The sequence below is a fragment of the Megasphaera cerevisiae DSM 20462 genome, assembly GCF_001045675.1.
GTDB classification, from domain to species: Bacteria; Bacillota; Negativicutes; order Veillonellales; family Megasphaeraceae; genus Megasphaera; species Megasphaera cerevisiae.
This window is the reverse complement of sequence record NZ_LEKT01000006.1, coordinates 40,314-56,576: the sequence shown is the minus strand read 5'-3', so window position 1 is coordinate 56,576 and position 16,263 is coordinate 40,314. Positions and strand designations below refer to the sequence as shown.

The 16,263-nt window shown below is 43.3% G+C and carries 19 protein-coding genes; all 19 read left to right on the top strand.

Annotated elements, in window-relative coordinates; genetic code table 11:
• Positions 1 to 5 precede the first annotated feature (5 nt).
• The 19 genes from AB840_RS03070 (at position 6) to AB840_RS02980 (ending at position 16,046) form a co-directional block, all read left to right on the top strand.
• The gene (locus AB840_RS03070; protein ID WP_048513365.1) at positions 6 to 968 is read left to right on the top strand and encodes a type IV pilus twitching motility protein PilT; all 963 of its coding nucleotides are present in this window, start codon (positions 6 to 8) and stop codon (positions 966 to 968) included.
• On the top strand, positions 965 to 2,167 hold the full coding sequence (locus AB840_RS03065) for a type II secretion system F family protein (protein WP_048513364.1): 1,203 nt from the start codon (positions 965 to 967) through the stop codon (positions 2,165 to 2,167). The genes AB840_RS03070 and AB840_RS03065 overlap by 4 nt, the downstream gene beginning before the upstream one ends.
• 33 nt (positions 2,168 to 2,200) lie before the next feature.
• Positions 2,201 to 2,605, top strand: a complete 405-nt coding sequence (locus tag AB840_RS03060; RefSeq protein ID WP_234984814.1) for a competence type IV pilus major pilin ComGC — start codon at positions 2,201 to 2,203, stop codon at positions 2,603 to 2,605.
• 12 nt (positions 2,606 to 2,617) lie between these two features.
• Positions 2,618 to 3,097: a prepilin peptidase gene (locus tag AB840_RS03055; protein ID WP_048513363.1), complete on the top strand. Its 480-nt coding sequence runs from the start codon at positions 2,618 to 2,620 to the stop codon at positions 3,095 to 3,097.
• Positions 3,094 to 3,528 carry a pilus assembly FimT family protein gene (locus AB840_RS03050; protein ID WP_048513362.1) on the top strand — a complete coding sequence of 145 codons (435 nt, stop codon included), beginning with the start codon at positions 3,094 to 3,096 and terminating at the stop codon, positions 3,526 to 3,528. Before AB840_RS03055 ends, AB840_RS03050 begins: the two co-directional genes overlap by 4 nt.
• 31 nt (positions 3,529 to 3,559) lie before the next feature.
• Positions 3,560 to 3,871 carry a hypothetical protein gene (locus tag AB840_RS03045; protein ID WP_048513361.1) on the top strand — a complete coding sequence of 104 codons (312 nt, stop codon included), beginning with the start codon at positions 3,560 to 3,562 and terminating at the stop codon, positions 3,869 to 3,871.
• Positions 3,819 to 4,367 (top strand): hypothetical protein, encoded by a 549-nt coding sequence (locus AB840_RS03040; RefSeq protein ID WP_143742657.1) that lies wholly within the window; start codon positions 3,819 to 3,821, stop codon positions 4,365 to 4,367. The genes AB840_RS03045 and AB840_RS03040 overlap by 53 nt, the downstream gene beginning before the upstream one ends.
• Positions 4,364 to 4,807, top strand: coding sequence for a hypothetical protein (locus AB840_RS03035; protein ID WP_048513359.1), 444 nt, complete (start codon positions 4,364 to 4,366; stop codon positions 4,805 to 4,807). Before AB840_RS03040 ends, AB840_RS03035 begins: the two co-directional genes overlap by 4 nt.
• A gap of 12 nt (positions 4,808 to 4,819) precedes the next feature.
• Positions 4,820 to 5,605, top strand: a complete 786-nt coding sequence (locus tag AB840_RS03030) for a hypothetical protein (protein ID WP_048513358.1) — start codon at positions 4,820 to 4,822, stop codon at positions 5,603 to 5,605.
• 15 nt (positions 5,606 to 5,620) lie between these two features.
• Complete coding sequence (locus tag AB840_RS03025; RefSeq protein WP_048513357.1) at positions 5,621 to 6,154, top strand: hypothetical protein; 534 nt, start codon at positions 5,621 to 5,623, stop codon at positions 6,152 to 6,154.
• Entirely contained in the window at positions 6,126 to 6,596 is a 471-nt protein-coding gene (locus AB840_RS03020; protein WP_143745033.1) for a hypothetical protein, read from the top strand. The genes AB840_RS03025 and AB840_RS03020 overlap by 29 nt, the downstream gene beginning before the upstream one ends.
• A gap of 362 nt (positions 6,597 to 6,958) precedes the next feature.
• On the top strand, positions 6,959 to 7,570 hold the full coding sequence (locus AB840_RS03015; RefSeq protein WP_048513355.1) for a MotA/TolQ/ExbB proton channel family protein: 612 nt from the start codon (positions 6,959 to 6,961) through the stop codon (positions 7,568 to 7,570).
• Positions 7,571 to 7,584: 14 nt separating this feature from the next.
• The gene (locus AB840_RS03010; protein WP_048513354.1) at positions 7,585 to 7,989 is read left to right on the top strand and encodes an ExbD/TolR family protein; all 405 of its coding nucleotides are present in this window, start codon (positions 7,585 to 7,587) and stop codon (positions 7,987 to 7,989) included.
• 5 nt (positions 7,990 to 7,994) lie between these two features.
• Complete coding sequence (locus tag AB840_RS03005; RefSeq protein ID WP_048513395.1) at positions 7,995 to 8,813, top strand: TonB family protein; 819 nt, start codon at positions 7,995 to 7,997, stop codon at positions 8,811 to 8,813.
• A 181-nt stretch (positions 8,814 to 8,994) separates the two neighbouring features.
• Complete coding sequence (locus tag AB840_RS03000; RefSeq protein ID WP_048513353.1) at positions 8,995 to 9,519, top strand: flavodoxin family protein; 525 nt, start codon at positions 8,995 to 8,997, stop codon at positions 9,517 to 9,519.
• 20 nt (positions 9,520 to 9,539) lie between these two features.
• Positions 9,540 to 11,093 carry a heme anaerobic degradation radical SAM methyltransferase ChuW/HutW gene (gene hutW, locus AB840_RS02995; protein WP_048513352.1) on the top strand — a complete coding sequence of 518 codons (1,554 nt, stop codon included), beginning with the start codon at positions 9,540 to 9,542 and terminating at the stop codon, positions 11,091 to 11,093.
• 335 nt (positions 11,094 to 11,428) lie between these two features.
• Positions 11,429 to 13,438: a TonB-dependent receptor plug domain-containing protein gene (locus AB840_RS02990; RefSeq protein WP_048513351.1), complete on the top strand. Its 2,010-nt coding sequence runs from the start codon at positions 11,429 to 11,431 to the stop codon at positions 13,436 to 13,438.
• A gap of 814 nt (positions 13,439 to 14,252) precedes the next feature.
• The gene (locus tag AB840_RS02985) at positions 14,253 to 15,080 is read left to right on the top strand and encodes a pyridoxamine 5'-phosphate oxidase family protein (RefSeq protein ID WP_048513350.1); all 828 of its coding nucleotides are present in this window, start codon (positions 14,253 to 14,255) and stop codon (positions 15,078 to 15,080) included.
• Between the two features lie 27 nt (positions 15,081 to 15,107).
• Positions 15,108 to 16,046 carry a helix-turn-helix domain-containing protein gene (locus AB840_RS02980; protein WP_053078129.1) on the top strand — a complete coding sequence of 313 codons (939 nt, stop codon included), beginning with the start codon at positions 15,108 to 15,110 and terminating at the stop codon, positions 16,044 to 16,046.
• Positions 16,047 to 16,263 lie beyond the last annotated feature (217 nt).

The following is a 16,263-nucleotide window of genomic DNA, read 5'->3' as shown; positions in this document are numbered from 1 at the left end:
GCCGTATGAATGTGTGTGAAGTACTATCCCGGGCAATCGAAAAAAAAGCGGCAGATATCCATTTGCAGGAAGGACGGCCACCGTTTTTTCGACTGGTGCGGGGACTTTTTCATGATGGCAATATTGCAGTTACCCGTCATGATATCGATGTATGGCTGCAATCCGTGGGAGGGAGCTGTGAATTGACGGCAGCAGGGAGTCTGGCATTTTCCTGGAATAAAAGCGTGCGCTGTCGCGTGCAGGTATGCCGCGAGTATGCCGGACTTCATGTTGTCATTCGTATTCTGTACCCGCTGGATACGTTGCCGCCTGACAGAGACGAGGCTCTTTTTAGGCAATTAGGCGATTTGGAGGATGGCTTAGTCTTAGTTTGCGGAGCCACGGGCAGCGGTAAGACAACTACTATTTGGCAAATACTCCAATATGTAAACCAAAGGAAGCCTTGTCATATTATTACACTTGAAGATCCCGTCGAATATGTCCTGTCAGGAGAAAAAGCGCTTATTACACAGCGGGAACGGCTGCGGCATTTTCAGGGATTTGGAGAAGGCGTCCAAGAGGCGCTGCGGCAGGATCCGGATATTTTGTTTGTCGGAGAAATGCGTGATAAAGAGACTATGAATGCTGCGATTACGGCGGCAGAGACCGGGCACCTGGTACTCTCTACACTCCATACGCGGTCGGCGGCGCAAGCAGTAAGCCGTCTTGCCGGCGCATACCCCGGAGATGAGCAGGATGAACTGCGCTGCCGGCTGGCGTTGGTGCTGCAGGCGATTGTCGCACAGCAGCGCGGGTATGATGGCGAAGAATTGTATATTATCAGAGAAATTCTTCTGCATAGTCCGGCCGTAGCGCAGCTTATTCGCAGTGGCCGTGAACATCAGCTGCCTACGGTGATGCAAACTGGCACGGCATTGGGGATGCGCACGATGGAACAGGCCATACAACAGTTCAGGAGGCGGTCATGACCCGCTTTGATGTGGTTGCTTCTGATAAAAAAGGACGCACCGTTACCTGCCGCATATCTGCGGCGGCAGCGTCTGCGGTATATGCGTTAGCAGAAAAGCGAGGCTGGACTATTGTGTCTGTTGAGAAGAAGGAGCCTTTGCTTTGCTTTAGGCCAAAGGTCAGTTCCTTCACTTATTTGACCTCAGCGTATCTGTTTCATCAGCTTAGTATTATGATACAGTCCGGTGTTACGCTGGTTCAGGCATGGCATCTGCTTATGCAGGATATAGCTCATAAAAAACAGCGGCAGCGTATGGAAGAAATCATAAAGCGTATGGAAAGCGGTATGATCCTATCTCAGGCCATGGCGCAGTCCGGACTGTTTCCCATCATGGCCTGTCATATGGTAAAGGCCGGAGAAAATACAGGTAATTTGGAAAGAATATTTGAAATTTTGGGTGATTATTATGAATACATCGGAAAGCAGCGCCGTTTACTGATAAACGCGTTAGCTTATCCTGTTTTTCTTATTATATGTACAATAGGGATGTTTACGGGTGCCGTATTTTTTATACTGCCGGTTTTTGAAGAGATGTTTGTGCAAATGGCGGTTCCCCTGCCAGTACCTACACAATATATTCTGAAGTTCGTTCACTTGACTCGTTCCTATGGTATCTTTTTTTTGATGGGTATTGCCGGCTTGACAGTCGGAGTGGGATTTTTTTTGCAAAAGCCGGTCAGACGGGAATTTTTGGAACAGCAAATTTTTTCGGTAGCGTATCTGCGCCGAGCCTGTATTATAGTATGCTGGCAGCGCTTCAGTCAGCTGCTGAGTATGCAAATCGCCAGCGGTATTCCTCTTTTGCAGGCACTTCAGGAAGCTGGCGCTGCCGTGCCGAGCTATTGGTTTCGCAGCCAGGCTGCGCAGGCTGCACGCCGGTTGGAAAATGGAGTATCCTTCAGTAAAGCCGTTCAACAAGGCCGATTTGGGACAACATACATTGAAACGATGCTGTCTGTAGGGGAAATGACGGGGAAATATGAAGAAACATTGCAGTCAGTTGCTGATTATTACGGCTGGCGAATTGCGTCCTGGTCGGCAACGGTTCAAAAGCTTTTTGCCCCGGTCATGCTGCTGTTTGTTGGCGCAATGATTGGATTATTGGTTCTTTGTCTGCTGCTTCCCTTGTTGGATATGGCAGCAGGGATTATATCTTAAAATAATACATGTGCGTGAAAGGAGTTTTCCATCATGTTGCTTTCTATTCAAACAAAAAAAATGATTAAGACAATGAAACCGGTACGAAACGGTTTTTCCCTTCTGGAAATGCTTATCGTGGTCAGTATTATATTGATTTTGGCAACAGTAGCTGTACCTAAATTTACATCAGCCAGCAAAACTGCCAAAATAGCCAAAATTGAAGCGGACCTGCGTACAATCAGCAATGCGGCGGCTCTTTATGAAATCGACAACGGCACATATCCTGCGAATATTTCTGCTTTAGTGACGAAAGATGCAAACGGCAAATCCTATCTCCAGTTTGAACCGACGCTCCCTGATGGAACCGCTTACGGCATTGATGAGAATGGAATTGTTTCAGGAACATTTGAAAACGTTATGTATGATTCGGCAACCAATAGAAAAAATGCTGGTTAGGAATATCTGTAAATGGTAGATGGGACAAATACGATTATATGGTCATGGGCGGTGAGCAGCTGGCTTGTTTTGGCAGCTGGGTGTACTGCCGGCATTATATATACGGATATTCGCTGGTTTTGGATTCCGGATCGGGCTGTAGTGGTGTTTGCGGTTAGCAATGTCACGGCTTGGGCAGCCGGCCTGGTCCACCCGGATGGCGTGACGGTTCTGACCATAGCCTTGGCGTTTATAGGGATATATATCCTGTATCCCCGCGGTCTCGGGTCTGGTGATGTCAAGCTGGCCCTGGCGCTGTGTCTGGGCTGCCCGGGACAGGGGGCCTATGTCATGATCCTCCTTGCGGTTTTCTTTGCTTTGATTACTGCCGGAGTAATTTGGTTCAGAGCAAGGCAGACCATGCTGCCTTTTGGTCCCTGCCTGCTTGCGGGGTGGTGGCTGGCCCTGTTTTTCGGACAGACCTGTGCCGCATGGCTGGGATGGCAGCCATGAAGACTAATGGATTTTTTTTAACAGAGGGAATGATGGCATTGTGTATTTTGGGGATATTGACAGCCATTATGTTGCCGCAGATGACATGGAACAAGAACCGGCATGAAGTAGACGTGCTGACTCGTGAAATTGCGATAGATTTGCAGCGTATGCGACAGTATTCCCTGACGAGCGGAATGGCGCAGGGGAATTCGTGGACACTTTCTCTGCAGAAAAATGAGTACGTCATTATGGAGCGGTATATTGTTCACAAACGGCGGGCCTATCCGGACGGTGTGGTCGTTCCGCTGGGAGGCACACGAAAGGATATTAAATTTGATGGTAAAGGAAGGCCGCAGAATAATATGCAGATTACCGTGGCAGAGCGGGAAGGAACGTATCAGCACCGTATTATCGTGGCCGTTCAGACTGGACGCATACGGATCGAATAAAGCCAATGGATTCATTTTGGCAGATGCCGTTATGGCAGTCGCTGTGGGCAGCATTATGATACTGTCATCCCTGATGCTGACACAGCAGACGCTGATGCTATATCAATATGCCAGAGATATGCAAACTGCGGCCATGGTGGGCCGGCTCGTCATGGAAGAGGCGCGCCGGCAGGAATCTATGGAGAATACATATGCTTTTTATACAGACGGACGCGCTTACACGGCAAGAATCCGCATTAGCCCGGTGGATATATATTATAAAATATACCAAGTTGAGGTGACGGATCCGCATGGAAGAATTTATCGGTTTAAGCGCCTTGCGCCCATCGGAGGAAGGCAGTAACGGTTTTGTCATGACTGAAGTATTGGCGGTGCTGTGCATCGCAGTTATTCTTTTAGCCGCATTTTTGCCTGTACTGGTTCAAAGTGCTCAACGTTTTCGATCTGGCGAAGCCTGGGAAGAATTGTCGCGGCAGGGCATGATTATGGATGAGACAGTGTACGGTGTTTTGCGTTTTTCCAGTAACACTGTCGTATTAGAGACAATGATAACCTGCCGGGATGAGCAGAATATGAAGACTGGGTTTAGAATTAAAAACAGCCGGGTATATCGTATTTTGAGTAACGGCAGCGAGCAGCCTCTGACAGGTTCACAGAATACGATTAGCATAGAAGACCGGATTTCTGTGAGACCGTATGAAAACCGACCCTATTTTTCCGTAAATGGACAGACGATTCAGGTAGCCATTATATTGTATGATCGAAGCAGCCGGCAGGAATGGCCATGTATTATGAAGGTCGTACCGCTTTCGGCAGAGTGGGGGGAAGAAGGTCTTTGAATACAAAAAAAAATGGTTTCATAACTTTTTATATACTTTGGATAGGGACTGTCTGTATCTGTATGGCTTTGGCCGCAGCTTCTCTGGCGGCTTGTTTTTTGAAATCTTCCCGACAATATATGGAGGCAATCCAGCTGACATATCTGTCTGAAAGTGCGCTGCATATCAGCTGGTCTGAGCTTCAGGAACGCCGTTGGCAGGACGTGCCAACAAATGATAGCTGGGATTTTGTTGATACGTACGGTCTGGCTGAACCGAGACAAAAAATAAAGATCTATTGCAAATCGGGTATACATCAGATACCTTTTCAAGGATATGTACGCGCTGTGGGACGCGGCGAAACGACGCTGACAGAAAGATCCTGCGCACTGCGTTTTGAAGTGCGGCAAGCCTCGACTGGGGACAAAACAAAATTTATTATCAAAAAAATAATATATTGAGGAGGAGAAGGAATGGCACTTTTTTCTCGGAAAACAGTCATCATCTGGCCTTCGGATACAGCCGTATATGTATTGAAAAAACAGACAACATGGTATGGTGCCATATCTTTTTGTCAAGGCTGTACGTATACTCATATGCAGGATCAGCTGTGGCTGGAAAGACCGCAAAAAATAGAACAAGTTATAGCTGATGTTATGAGTACATATGGATTATGGGACTATGGTGTATGCTTGGTCATAGGCGGACGGCGTCTCCTATGGAAAAAAGAGGCTATGCCGACTCGTAACATACAGGAAGCACGGAGTCTGGCTGCTTGGGATGAACGAATCAACGACAGTGAAGCGGCATACACCTTCGACTTAGGTTTGGCAGGCACGTCACATACTGATGGAACGTATGATTGGATATTGGGAGCGTATCCTGAGGCATCGCTTATGGCTTTTATAAAGGGTATTCAACGAACTGGAAATAGAGTCAGAAACATTGATGCACTGCCCGCGCTGCTGGGCCGGTTGCGTCCTGACGGCATCGGAACGTTGTATCTGCTTGCAAGGGAAAAAGTACACGTTGTTTTTCTGAAAAAAGGGATTCCCCTATCCTATGGATGCGGCACAACGATTCCAGAGGAGTGTATGCATTTGATAGAAGGACAAGCGGCACAAAATAGTTGCTGCCGCATGGTATGGCTCGATGAACAAACCCAAAAGTGGTCCGTGTGCCGTCTGGCGGAATTAGTAGAACAGCAGATTGAAAAATGGGATTTGGCATATCCGGCGGCTCTTTTAGCCGGGTTTTAGGTGGACAGCGTGAAAATGAATTTGATCCCGTTTTCTTATCAGGAAACAGAAAATAAAAAAAGGTATGACCGTATATTTGTTCCCTTGGTATCCGTATTGGTATGCATGGTTGTGGGGCTTTTGATTACCGGCATGCTTATTCAGCAATGGAAAGAAAAAGAATATCAATATTACATAGAACAGTCAGCACCCATTCAGCAGCAAGTTATACGGCAAAATAAGACTGAGAAAAAAATGCGTGATATGAGCGAGGCGGTTAATGAAAAAGAAAAAAAGCGTATCCATTGGCCTCCTGTACTTGTTTGTTTAGCCGATACTAAGCCTGCCGGCGCGATTGTTCAAGTTCTTGAAGTACAAGGAAACCATATGTCGGTGCATGGATATGAAGCAATACCAGGAGCGGTCAGGCAATGGCAGGAAATACTGCGGCGGCAGTCGGACATACAATCAGTAACTGCAAATAAGCTGCAAAAACTGGCTGACGGAATGACCAAATTTCAATTGGAAGTGGAGCTTGGGTATGATGAAAAAAGAAATGATACTCCTTAGCCGAATTAGTCGAAAGCAAAAAGGCATCATTTGTGCTATCTTGATCAGTTTGCAGGGGCTATTGCTGGTCTGCTGCGTTCTGTTATATCAATCATGGCAAACATGGAAAAAAACAAACGAAAAGGTACGTTCCTATGCAGCTTATGTCCGTAAAGAAGACAGATATAGCAAAATATGGCTGCAGCAATCACTTAAATATGCGGCACAGGAGGTAATGGAAACTGTACAGCGTAAAGCCGTGCGTCAGGGGGTACAGATCGTGTCTTTTCAGGCTGCTTCACGCAGTGAGTATACCTATGAAGTAGAAGCGCAGGGATATTATGGAGCATTTATTCTGTTTTTGACGGATTTGGAAAATGAAGAGGCACCTGTCCATGCGGAAGTGGTCCGAATTACAAAGGAAAAAGGACCGTTGATTTTTCATATTATTGTTTCATTATAAAAAAATGAATAAAAGTTGGAAAAGAAAGGCGGCGGAATTCAAAATTCGGTCGCTTTTTTTAAAGTAAATGTCCGAATGGATCATTTTGCGTCCGAATGGAGTAGACAGAATCAAATTTCGTTGATATCATATGAGCATGATAATCACTTTCATGGGTGATACTGAAGAACATAGGAGGCAGATAGAGGTGGCACGAAAAGATAATTCTCATATAAAAGACAGTGTGTGGGAAAATATAGCTTATACAATCGGGCTATGGACGGTTTTTGTTTCTATTGTCGCTATGTATATGTAGATGAATACCTGTATTGCAGGTGTACATAGATTTTATCATGTTGTTTTGGGATAAGGAGTGTTAAGAGATGGAAGGATTTTCCTATTTTTTGCATTTATTTCACAGTGGCGGCATTGTTATGTATCCGTTGCTGGCATTGTCTTTGTTTACAGTGGCGATTGCCATTGAACGGTTTTGTTATTTCAAAGCCAACCGTAAGAATTCTAAAAAATTCTTTGTCGGCATTGACCATGCTGTAAAAAGTCAGCAATGGGAGGTTGCTGAACAGTTTTGTCAAAAATTCCCTACGGCGATCAGCCGCATTATTTCCAGCGGACTTCAGCATGGGGACAACGAAAAGAATATGAAGGATGCTTTTGAAGAACAAATGACGGTGGAATCTGTTGGCTTCCGTCGCTATCTTGATTATCTCAGCGCAACAGTAACGATTGCTCCGCTTCTTGGACTTCTCGGGACCGTTACTGGGATGATCAATACATTCAGCGTTTTGGACAACGGTGCCGGCGCATCTGCTATTACTGGCGGCGTTGGCGAAGCGCTGGTAGCTACAGCCTCTGGCTTGTGTGTTGCTATTATTGCATTTTGTGTATATACGTATTTTGATCATCAGCTTGATACGATTGTTACGGATACAGAAAAATTATGTGTTACTGTCACAAATGCCAGAAAAATCAAATAGGGAGGTAAGACTTGATGTTTACAAATGCTAGAATGAAAAAGAAACCTGTTTTCATGATCATCCCTATGATTGATATTATTTTCTTTCTTCTCGTTTTCTTTATGATGAACAGCCTGCAGACTATTGCACAGAAAGCACTGTCGATGCAGCTTCCCCAGGCACAAAGTGCTTCGGCGCCTGTACAAATGCCCATTATTCTGACGGTCGATGCAGAAGGGCATATAACGTTAGATAATAAACCTGTCACGATTGATGAAGCGTCCGGCATGATGAAAAAGCATATGTCAGAAAATGCCAACGCAGCAGTCATTTTACAGGCTGATAAACAGACCGCCCATGGGCAGGTCGTGGCGGTTATGGATATGCTTAAAAGCGCCGGTGTCAAACGACTGGCAATTGCAGCACAGCAGAAGGGATGACAGCTATGCAGGGAATTTCATGGAAACGCGCATATGCTTATTCTGCTGTCACACATCTTGCTGTCATAGGCATTGCGACGTTATTGTTAGGTAGTGTGGCCCTGCATCAGGAACAGGAACTTTATGTCGTCAATCTGGATATCAGTGATACTTCGGGACAGGGCAGCGGTCATGCTGGCGGCGGCGGTGGCAGCGGCGCTCTTTTTCCAGATAAGCTATCCGAATCAGAGGTGCAGCAAAAAGTAGAGCAGGCAACAGAAAGCACTACGCAGCAGGAACCGACTCCGGCTGCCGTACCGGATCCTTCTTCGAATGCGATTCCGACTGAAACAACCACAACCCCTGTCAGCAGTGGCGCTCCCGCTGCTTCAGGCGGTACTTCGTCTGGCGGCAATGCTGCCGGAGCTGGCTCCGGCAGTGGTTCAGGCGGCGGCTATGGAACCGGTGTGGGAACCGGTTCCGGTGACGGTGCAGGTGATGGACAGGGATATGGTGAAGGATCTGGTTCCGGACAGGGCAGCGGCAACAGCGGTGTGGAAGGAACAGGATCTCAACCCTTTGATGCAGATGGCTTATGGTCTGCTATCAATAGCAACAAACAGTATCCGCTTATGGCACTGAAATGTAATATTACCGGTTCAGTCACCATTCAAACTACCTTGGATGTCGGAGGCAATATAACGAGTGTGTCCGTTGTATCTTCGTCGGGCAATAACTCATTGGATCAGGCTGCCGTAAATGCGGCATATGCTGTGGGAAGCTATCCCAATCCGACAGGGCAGACCGTTACAGCGAATACGACGGTTACATTTGCTCTCAATTAAAAGATGTATGAACAGCTCTCTTCTGCAAGAGGGCCCAGTACTGCCGGTATTTTAATAATTCAAACCATATTTATTTTACAAAGGTATTCAGGCAGCCATTAGGCCTTCTTACAGGGGAGAGCTGACTTATTTTAGTCCATCTATTGTGTATTTATATTAATTAAAAGAAGGGGTGCATCGTATGCGTACTATCGTTTTGTATTCAACTCGCACAGGTAACACTAAAAAAGTAGCAGAAGCTATTGCTGGCGGACTTCCGGCAGGAACGCCCTGCGTATCTGTCACGGAAACGCCGGAAGACTTGGCAGGTTATGATTGTGTTTTTATCGGCTATTGGGTTGACCGCGGGACAGCTGATAAGGCCGCGCAAGATATTATCAAAGTGCTAAGCAATAAGCATGTCGCAATTTTTGCTACATTGGGAGCCGATCCAAAATCAGAGCATGCTGCGGAATGCTTGAAAAATGGGGAAGCGCTTCTTCCTGAAGGCAAGAAGGCAGATGGTCTGTTTATTTGCCAAGGCGCGGTTGATCCTAAGCTGATTGAAATGATGTATCAAAAATTCCCGGCAGGTCATCCGCATGGCAGAACGCCAGAACGGGAAGCGCTTCATGCTGAAGCCGCAAAACATCCGGATGCAGCGGATTTAGCCGATGCCAAAGCTTTTGCTGAAGATATGATGAAACGCATTGAGGCAGAAGTCTGAATAATGGATCGGAGGATCATATGAGCTTAGAACAGTTATATCATAGTCTGTCGAAGGAAGAACAGATTTTTCAATTTGGAACGGAAACGGGAGACCCGTTAGCCAAAGCTTTTCCACGCAAGCGAGTGGTACATGCTGGTCTTAACGGAGAAGTGATAGGGCCGGATGAATCGCAGAAAATATGGGAAGAGATTATGGCGGTATCGCCAGTTTCTAAGAAAATACAAATGGCGTATATCCATATTCCATTTTGTAAAACAAAGTGTCTGTATTGCGGATTTTTCCAAAACGGGACGAATCAGGATGTGGAAGATCATTATATCGATTGCTTGATTAAGGAACTTGAAGCATCCGCTCAAAAACCACGTTTAAAAGACGGCCTCATCCACGCCCTGTTTATTGGTGGCGGAACGCCGACCTCTCTTTCTGCCCATAATGCGGAACGCCTTCTGCAAACGATTCAAAGATGTCTTCCGTTAGCAAACGATTATGAATTGACATTAGAAGGCCGCATCCATGATTTAGTACCGGAAAAAATGGATGTATGGCTTGCTAACGGTGTGAATCGTATGTCGCTGGGCGTACAGTCCTTTCATACGCAAATTCGCCAGCAGGTGGGCCGGTTGGATGATCAGGAAACCGTGCTCCGTAATTTAACCGCACTCAAGGCATATGAGCAATGTGCCGTTGTTATCGATCTTATTTACGGACTTCCGGGTCAGAATATGAATATTTGGAAGGAAGACCTGGAACTGCTTGTTCAATCAGGCGTTGATGGTGCTGACCTGTATCAGCTCAATGTATTTGATGGCAGCGAATTGAATAAACAGATTCAGAGCGGTAAACTGCCACCTGCGGCAGAGTCGGAATATCAGGCGCGCATGTTCTCTTTCGCTAAAGATTTTTTGGATAAACGTGCGTACAGACGGCTTAATATTTGCCATTGGAGCTGCAGCAACAGGGAACGAAGCTTATATAATACATTAGCGCGGTCAGGAGCCGTTATGTTTCCCTTTGGCAGCGGCGCCGGCGGCAATGTGGACGGTTATTCTACCATGCTGCATCGGGCACTTCAGCCGTATGAAATGTTTGTACAGGCGGGGAAAAAACCTTTTATGGCACTTATGAGGCAATCACCTCTTCAGCCCATTGTGGACTGTATTCAAGATCAACTTGAACAAGGATATTTAGATGTGGCAAAGGTGGTTGCTTTTAATGATAAACTTTGTGATCTGACTTGGCTGTATGATTTATGGGAAAAACGAGGTCTAGTCAAAAATAATGGGGTTATGTATGTGCTTACTGATGCCGGGCAGTTTTGGCAGGTCAATCTAACACAGACGACACTGGAATGTGTTCAGTATTTGATGACAGGAAAAACTGGAATTGCGGTGGAACGAGTCGCGGCTCAGGACTCGGCTAAGACGGATACTATGATACAAGCTATGAAGAAAATGAAAGACATGAAAGGGGCGCATGGAGTAGAAGCCATGAAACAAATGGCAGAAGCCATGCAAAATATGAGCCCGGAAGAATTGCAAGCCGTGATGAAACGGATGCAAGGATTTGTATAATGTCTAAACGGATGTTTGCATGTAGGCCATGTGCCAATGAAAGTAAAATCAAACTCTTTTGCATTACCGTTTGATGTAGATATGCATGCTGATTTTTAAAGATAAAAATTTGCAATAATAGTGTGAATTTGGATAATTGGAGTGAGATTCATGCTTATGAGTGCAGATATGAGAAATTTCAGAGTAAACTCTTTTAAATTTAGAGAAAATTTATAGATTTAAGGATAGGGAAATATGCCCTTTTCCTGGTAAATGAGGTGATCTAAAGATAGAAAAAAATTTTATGAATCAAAGTTAAATTTGTCGTTTAAACAAAAAAGGGGACTTATTAGATTATGACTAAGATGATCAGCAAAAAAAAATCCGCATTAATTGTTACCGTTTTGTGCGGTACCGTTCTGCCGGTTAATGCCTATGTGGGAAGTACAGATAATACTACTGCAGTGAATACCCATGATGTGGTTGTTACGGCTTCGCGTACAGAGCAGAAAGTGAAGGAAACTCCCTCTGCTGTTGAGGTTATTACTCATGAGCAACTCGAACGTACCGGTGCGAATACGTTGACTGAAGCTTTAAAAATGGCTACGGATCTCAATATCACACAGAGTGCAATGGGAAATAATGTCAGCTTGCGTGGCATGAATAATAACCAGACGCTGATATTAATTAATGGACGGCGTGTCCGCACAGAAGATACAAATGATTCAGCAAATAAATATGAGCTAAACCGCGTGAATATGTCTAATGTTGACCATATTGAGATAGTACGTGGTGCGGCTAGTTCCTTGTATGGTTCTGATGCTATGGGCGGTGTTATTAATATTATTACGAAAAAGACAATTGCGCCGGAGGTAACCGTAGGGAGCGACTGGACTACACATGAAAAGGATGGCTATCTTCATGTGGGTACCGGACAGAAGGGAAAATGGTCATTTGATATTGACAGCAGGTATAGTGATACTAGAAATTGGGGCTATTTAGGGAGTACGGATGAGGTTATCAATCTTGGTACGGGGACCTATTCGATGCTGACTAATGTTACCAATCAATATGGAAAACGATATTTCTTTAATTTTGATGGTCGCTATGCTTTGGCGGAAAACAGAGAATTGGATTTTTTCTTTGATTACATGAAAGAAAATTTAGAGTCTCAATCCTTGACAAAGCATATTATTAGTATGCCCACTTACAGCGGGACTGTTTTGACAGCGGGATATAGAAATCTCTTTGATCATGAACGATGGACTACCGGTATTGGATATAAAGGAAAAGATCGTTTAGGTGATTACGAGTTTCGTATATACAATACAAAATTTAATAAAAAACAGAGTGTTTACTATTCTAACTATTCAGGAAGTCTTCATTCGGTGGGAGATCTTTCCAGTACTGATGATATGACTTTTAATTCAACTACTATTGATGGCAGACGTTCCTTACAGGTGGGTGATAATCACTTGCTGACATTGGGAGGAGAGTATCGCATTGAAAAATACGATTCTACTCGGCTAACCTCCGATTCAGACATGAAATATGCAGCGTTCTATGCACAAGATGAATGGCTAATTAGTCACAAATGGCAGCTGATTCCTTCTGTGCGGTGGGATTATGTTGATGCGTTTGGAAGTAAAGTGACTGCCAAACTAGGTAACACATATCATTTAAGCAAAAATCTTCGTTTGAAAATGAATATCGGTAGTGCTTACCGGGCGCCAACGGCCAGCGAACTTTATATGGACTGGACTCACAGCAGTTATGCCTTGATTCTGGGGAATAAAGACTTGCGTCCAGAGACAGCCGTGAACTTTGATATCGGCATAGAAGGAGAGCATAGAAATACTTCTGGGAAGCTGACCTATTTTCACAATAAAGTTAAGGACATGATTGATTATGAATATCAGGGCGTTACATCGGGACTTTATACATATAAATATTATAATGTCGATCATGCAGTAATACAGGGCGTAGAAGCGGAAGCCAAGCAAAAATTAAGTAATAAGTTTTCGTTACGTAGTACATATACCTATCTGGATGCTGTTAATAGTGATACAAATGAACGACTGGCTAATCGGGCTAGTCATAGTGTCAAATTAATGTTAGAATTTGACGATATGGCTAAATATGGTATCACGGCTACTCTTTGGCAAGATTGGCTGCTTGGTTATAGATATGAATTAGGTGAGGATGTAGGTACGACACATTTGAATACATTAAATTTTGTGATTAACAAAAAATTTAATGATAATTTCAGTGCTTACATGGGTGTTGACAATATTCTTAATAAGCAAGATGTGCATCTTTTTGATGATGGACGTGTTTGGCGCGTTGGTATGAAATATACTTTTTAATGTTGTGTTTTTTTTATGTGATAGCATTGCCATTTGAATCTTTTTTGCCAGGTGTCAGTACTACTTTTATGGTGCGCTGGAGTCTAAAAAAATTAAGTGAGTAAGATTTTGAAACAACTAATAGAAAACTTACATACATATGATAAGGCTTACTGAGATTGGTAACATCGATTGAGAATCAATATGACATGTGAAATACTGACAGTGTGCAAGTCAACGGCTATGCCGTTGACTTGTTTTTATGTAACAACAAAGATTTATTGATGATAATTTTTTGACACTAGCTTATCAATATGTTTTTAGTTGTAAACTAGTATTAGCATTTTTTCTTTATCAATTCCGTATACAAGAAATTTATTTTGAAAAAGTTTTTTGATTATTTTTTTTAGTCAATTTTATCAGTATCTGCAGTTGATTCATACAAATAGATATTCCTAACATAAGCCCAAAGTAAGGCGGTTCAGGAAAAAAGTTTAAATTTCTCATTCCGAAAAAAATGCAAGAACTTTTTGGTGTTAGTATATGAAGGAGCTTTTTTTTGTGCTTCCTCTATTGGATCTGAGGCCTGTCATATATATTAGTAGCAATTTTATGAGATTTGTAGTATTATTTTCCCGAGTCAGTAAGGGGTAGCGCGTCTTTTGCTGCAAAATGTTTTGTTGTTACTTTAATTAAAAAAAAACAAAAAGAACAATTCAGCGAATTATTTTTTAGATTCAAACATATGATATTGACAATCATTTCTATATTATTCATAATGAAAGAGTAAAATGAAAACGAGATATGTATTTATTGGACGAAAGAGGGAAATATAGTGACCAATACTTTATTTATTTATGATGGAGATCAAGTGACACGGCGGGTTGCCTGCATAATGGCAAGTATTGTCAGTATAAGCAGATACGCAGCATATGGTGATGATATCTCTTTTGAACAGTACCGCCGTATTATTTTTGTCATTAGTACGAAAAAAAATATGCTTTTGCAGATGACGCGGCTGCAGAAACAAATTGCGGGTCAACCGGTTGGTTTGATTGCAGTCGGTGTTGAGAAGGTGTATATGGATGAAGTATCTGACCTTGTTCAGCAAAAGTTGAATCAAGGACTTGATTTTACGGCCTTTGTTTCTCAGGAACATTATGTAAACGAAGCAGTTGCGGCCGCCGAAAAAATAGTTCAGAAAGTTTCTCTGCAAGATGTACATGATACAGCCGTTTTTCAAGCGATAGAAGCCTTTTTGCTAAAGCATAATACCGGAGTGCTGGCTACTGGCTGGGAAGGGCAGGTTCGGTCGACGCCTATCGAATATATGTATTATGAGGGAAAAATATATATGTTCAGTGAAGGTGGAAAAAAGTTTTCCAACTTGTATCGTAATAATCAAGTCAGCTTTTCTGTTTTTGATCCGTTTATTGATTTTTCACATTTAGCAGGACTGCAGATAGATGGTAAAGCACGCATGATTGAGCCGGATGATGAAGAATATGCGTTGCTTGCTGCGGCTAAAGGCATTGCCGGAAACAGACTGAAAAAGATGCCGGTCATTCTTCATATTATCGAAATTACGCCGGTCCAAGGGGTTTTTCTTTGGGCTGGATTTGGAAAAATAAAAAAAGCGGTTCGGCAGATATATTGCTGGTAATGATTTCGGATACGGGGGAACAATCATATGGCACATGCGATGAAATTTGTTGATGTAGGGCAGGGTAAATCTGTATTTGAAGTCCGGAATGAAACGGGAACTGCTCGTATGACGAGATTGTCAGTGTATCCTGGTATTGATATTTTGTATATGGATGCTCATATTCAAGAATTTTCCTGTTATGCGCATCCGCTGCCCGGCGTATTTGCAATTAATCATTGTGAAGAAGGGCGTATTGAATGTAATTTTCGTAACGGAGAATATCTTTATATGGGGCAGGGCGATATGTGTCTTGGATGGAGAGGGAAGGCTGAGTATTGTCATACTGTGTTTTTTCCGTCCTCTCATTATCATGGGATTTCTCTTATTTTTAATGTTCCGGAAGCGCAGCCGTTGTTGGATAACTTACTGGCTGAAGATAGAATCGATTTGACCGCGCTATGCAATCGATTTTGCTGTGATTCAGATTTTGGAATTATTATGGAAGAAAATCGAGATATGAAACATTTATTTTATGAATTGTATCATGTGCCGGAAAAAATTCAAAAACGGTATTATCGATTAAAAATATTGGAAACACTGTTATTTCTTAGTGTAATTGAAAACATACCTGTCAGTAATCAAACTTTTTTTTCTAAAAGTCAAGTGGAAACGGTTAAGTCGATCCAGCTTGAGATAACGCAAACTTTAAAGGGAAGGATTACCATTGAAGAACTGTCTGACCGATATCAAATTGCGCCGACGACATTGAAAAAATGCTTTAAGGGTGTTTATGGTAAGTCTATTTATCAATATTTGAAGGACTTTCGTATCAGTGAGGCAAAGCGGCAGCTTATGATGACGGATGACACCATTTTAGCGATTGCCAATCGGGTAGGCTATGAAAACTGCAGCAAGTTTGCTGTAGCGTTTCAGAAGAAGACCGGGATGCTTCCCAAGGATTATCGACGAATGTATTGCAAATAAATGTCGGAATGGATCATTTTTTGTCCGAATGGAGTAGACGCTTGTGTCATCATTTAGTATACTGTATTTGTAGTTAATATATAGTAATGGCAGCGCTATTTTGACTTGAAGGCTTGGGACTTACCACCCCCTTTGGAAATTACCTCTCCTTCGCAAAGCCGATAGTCAAAATATAAACAGGCAGACTGAACTTGAACAACTCAGTCTGCCTGTTTTT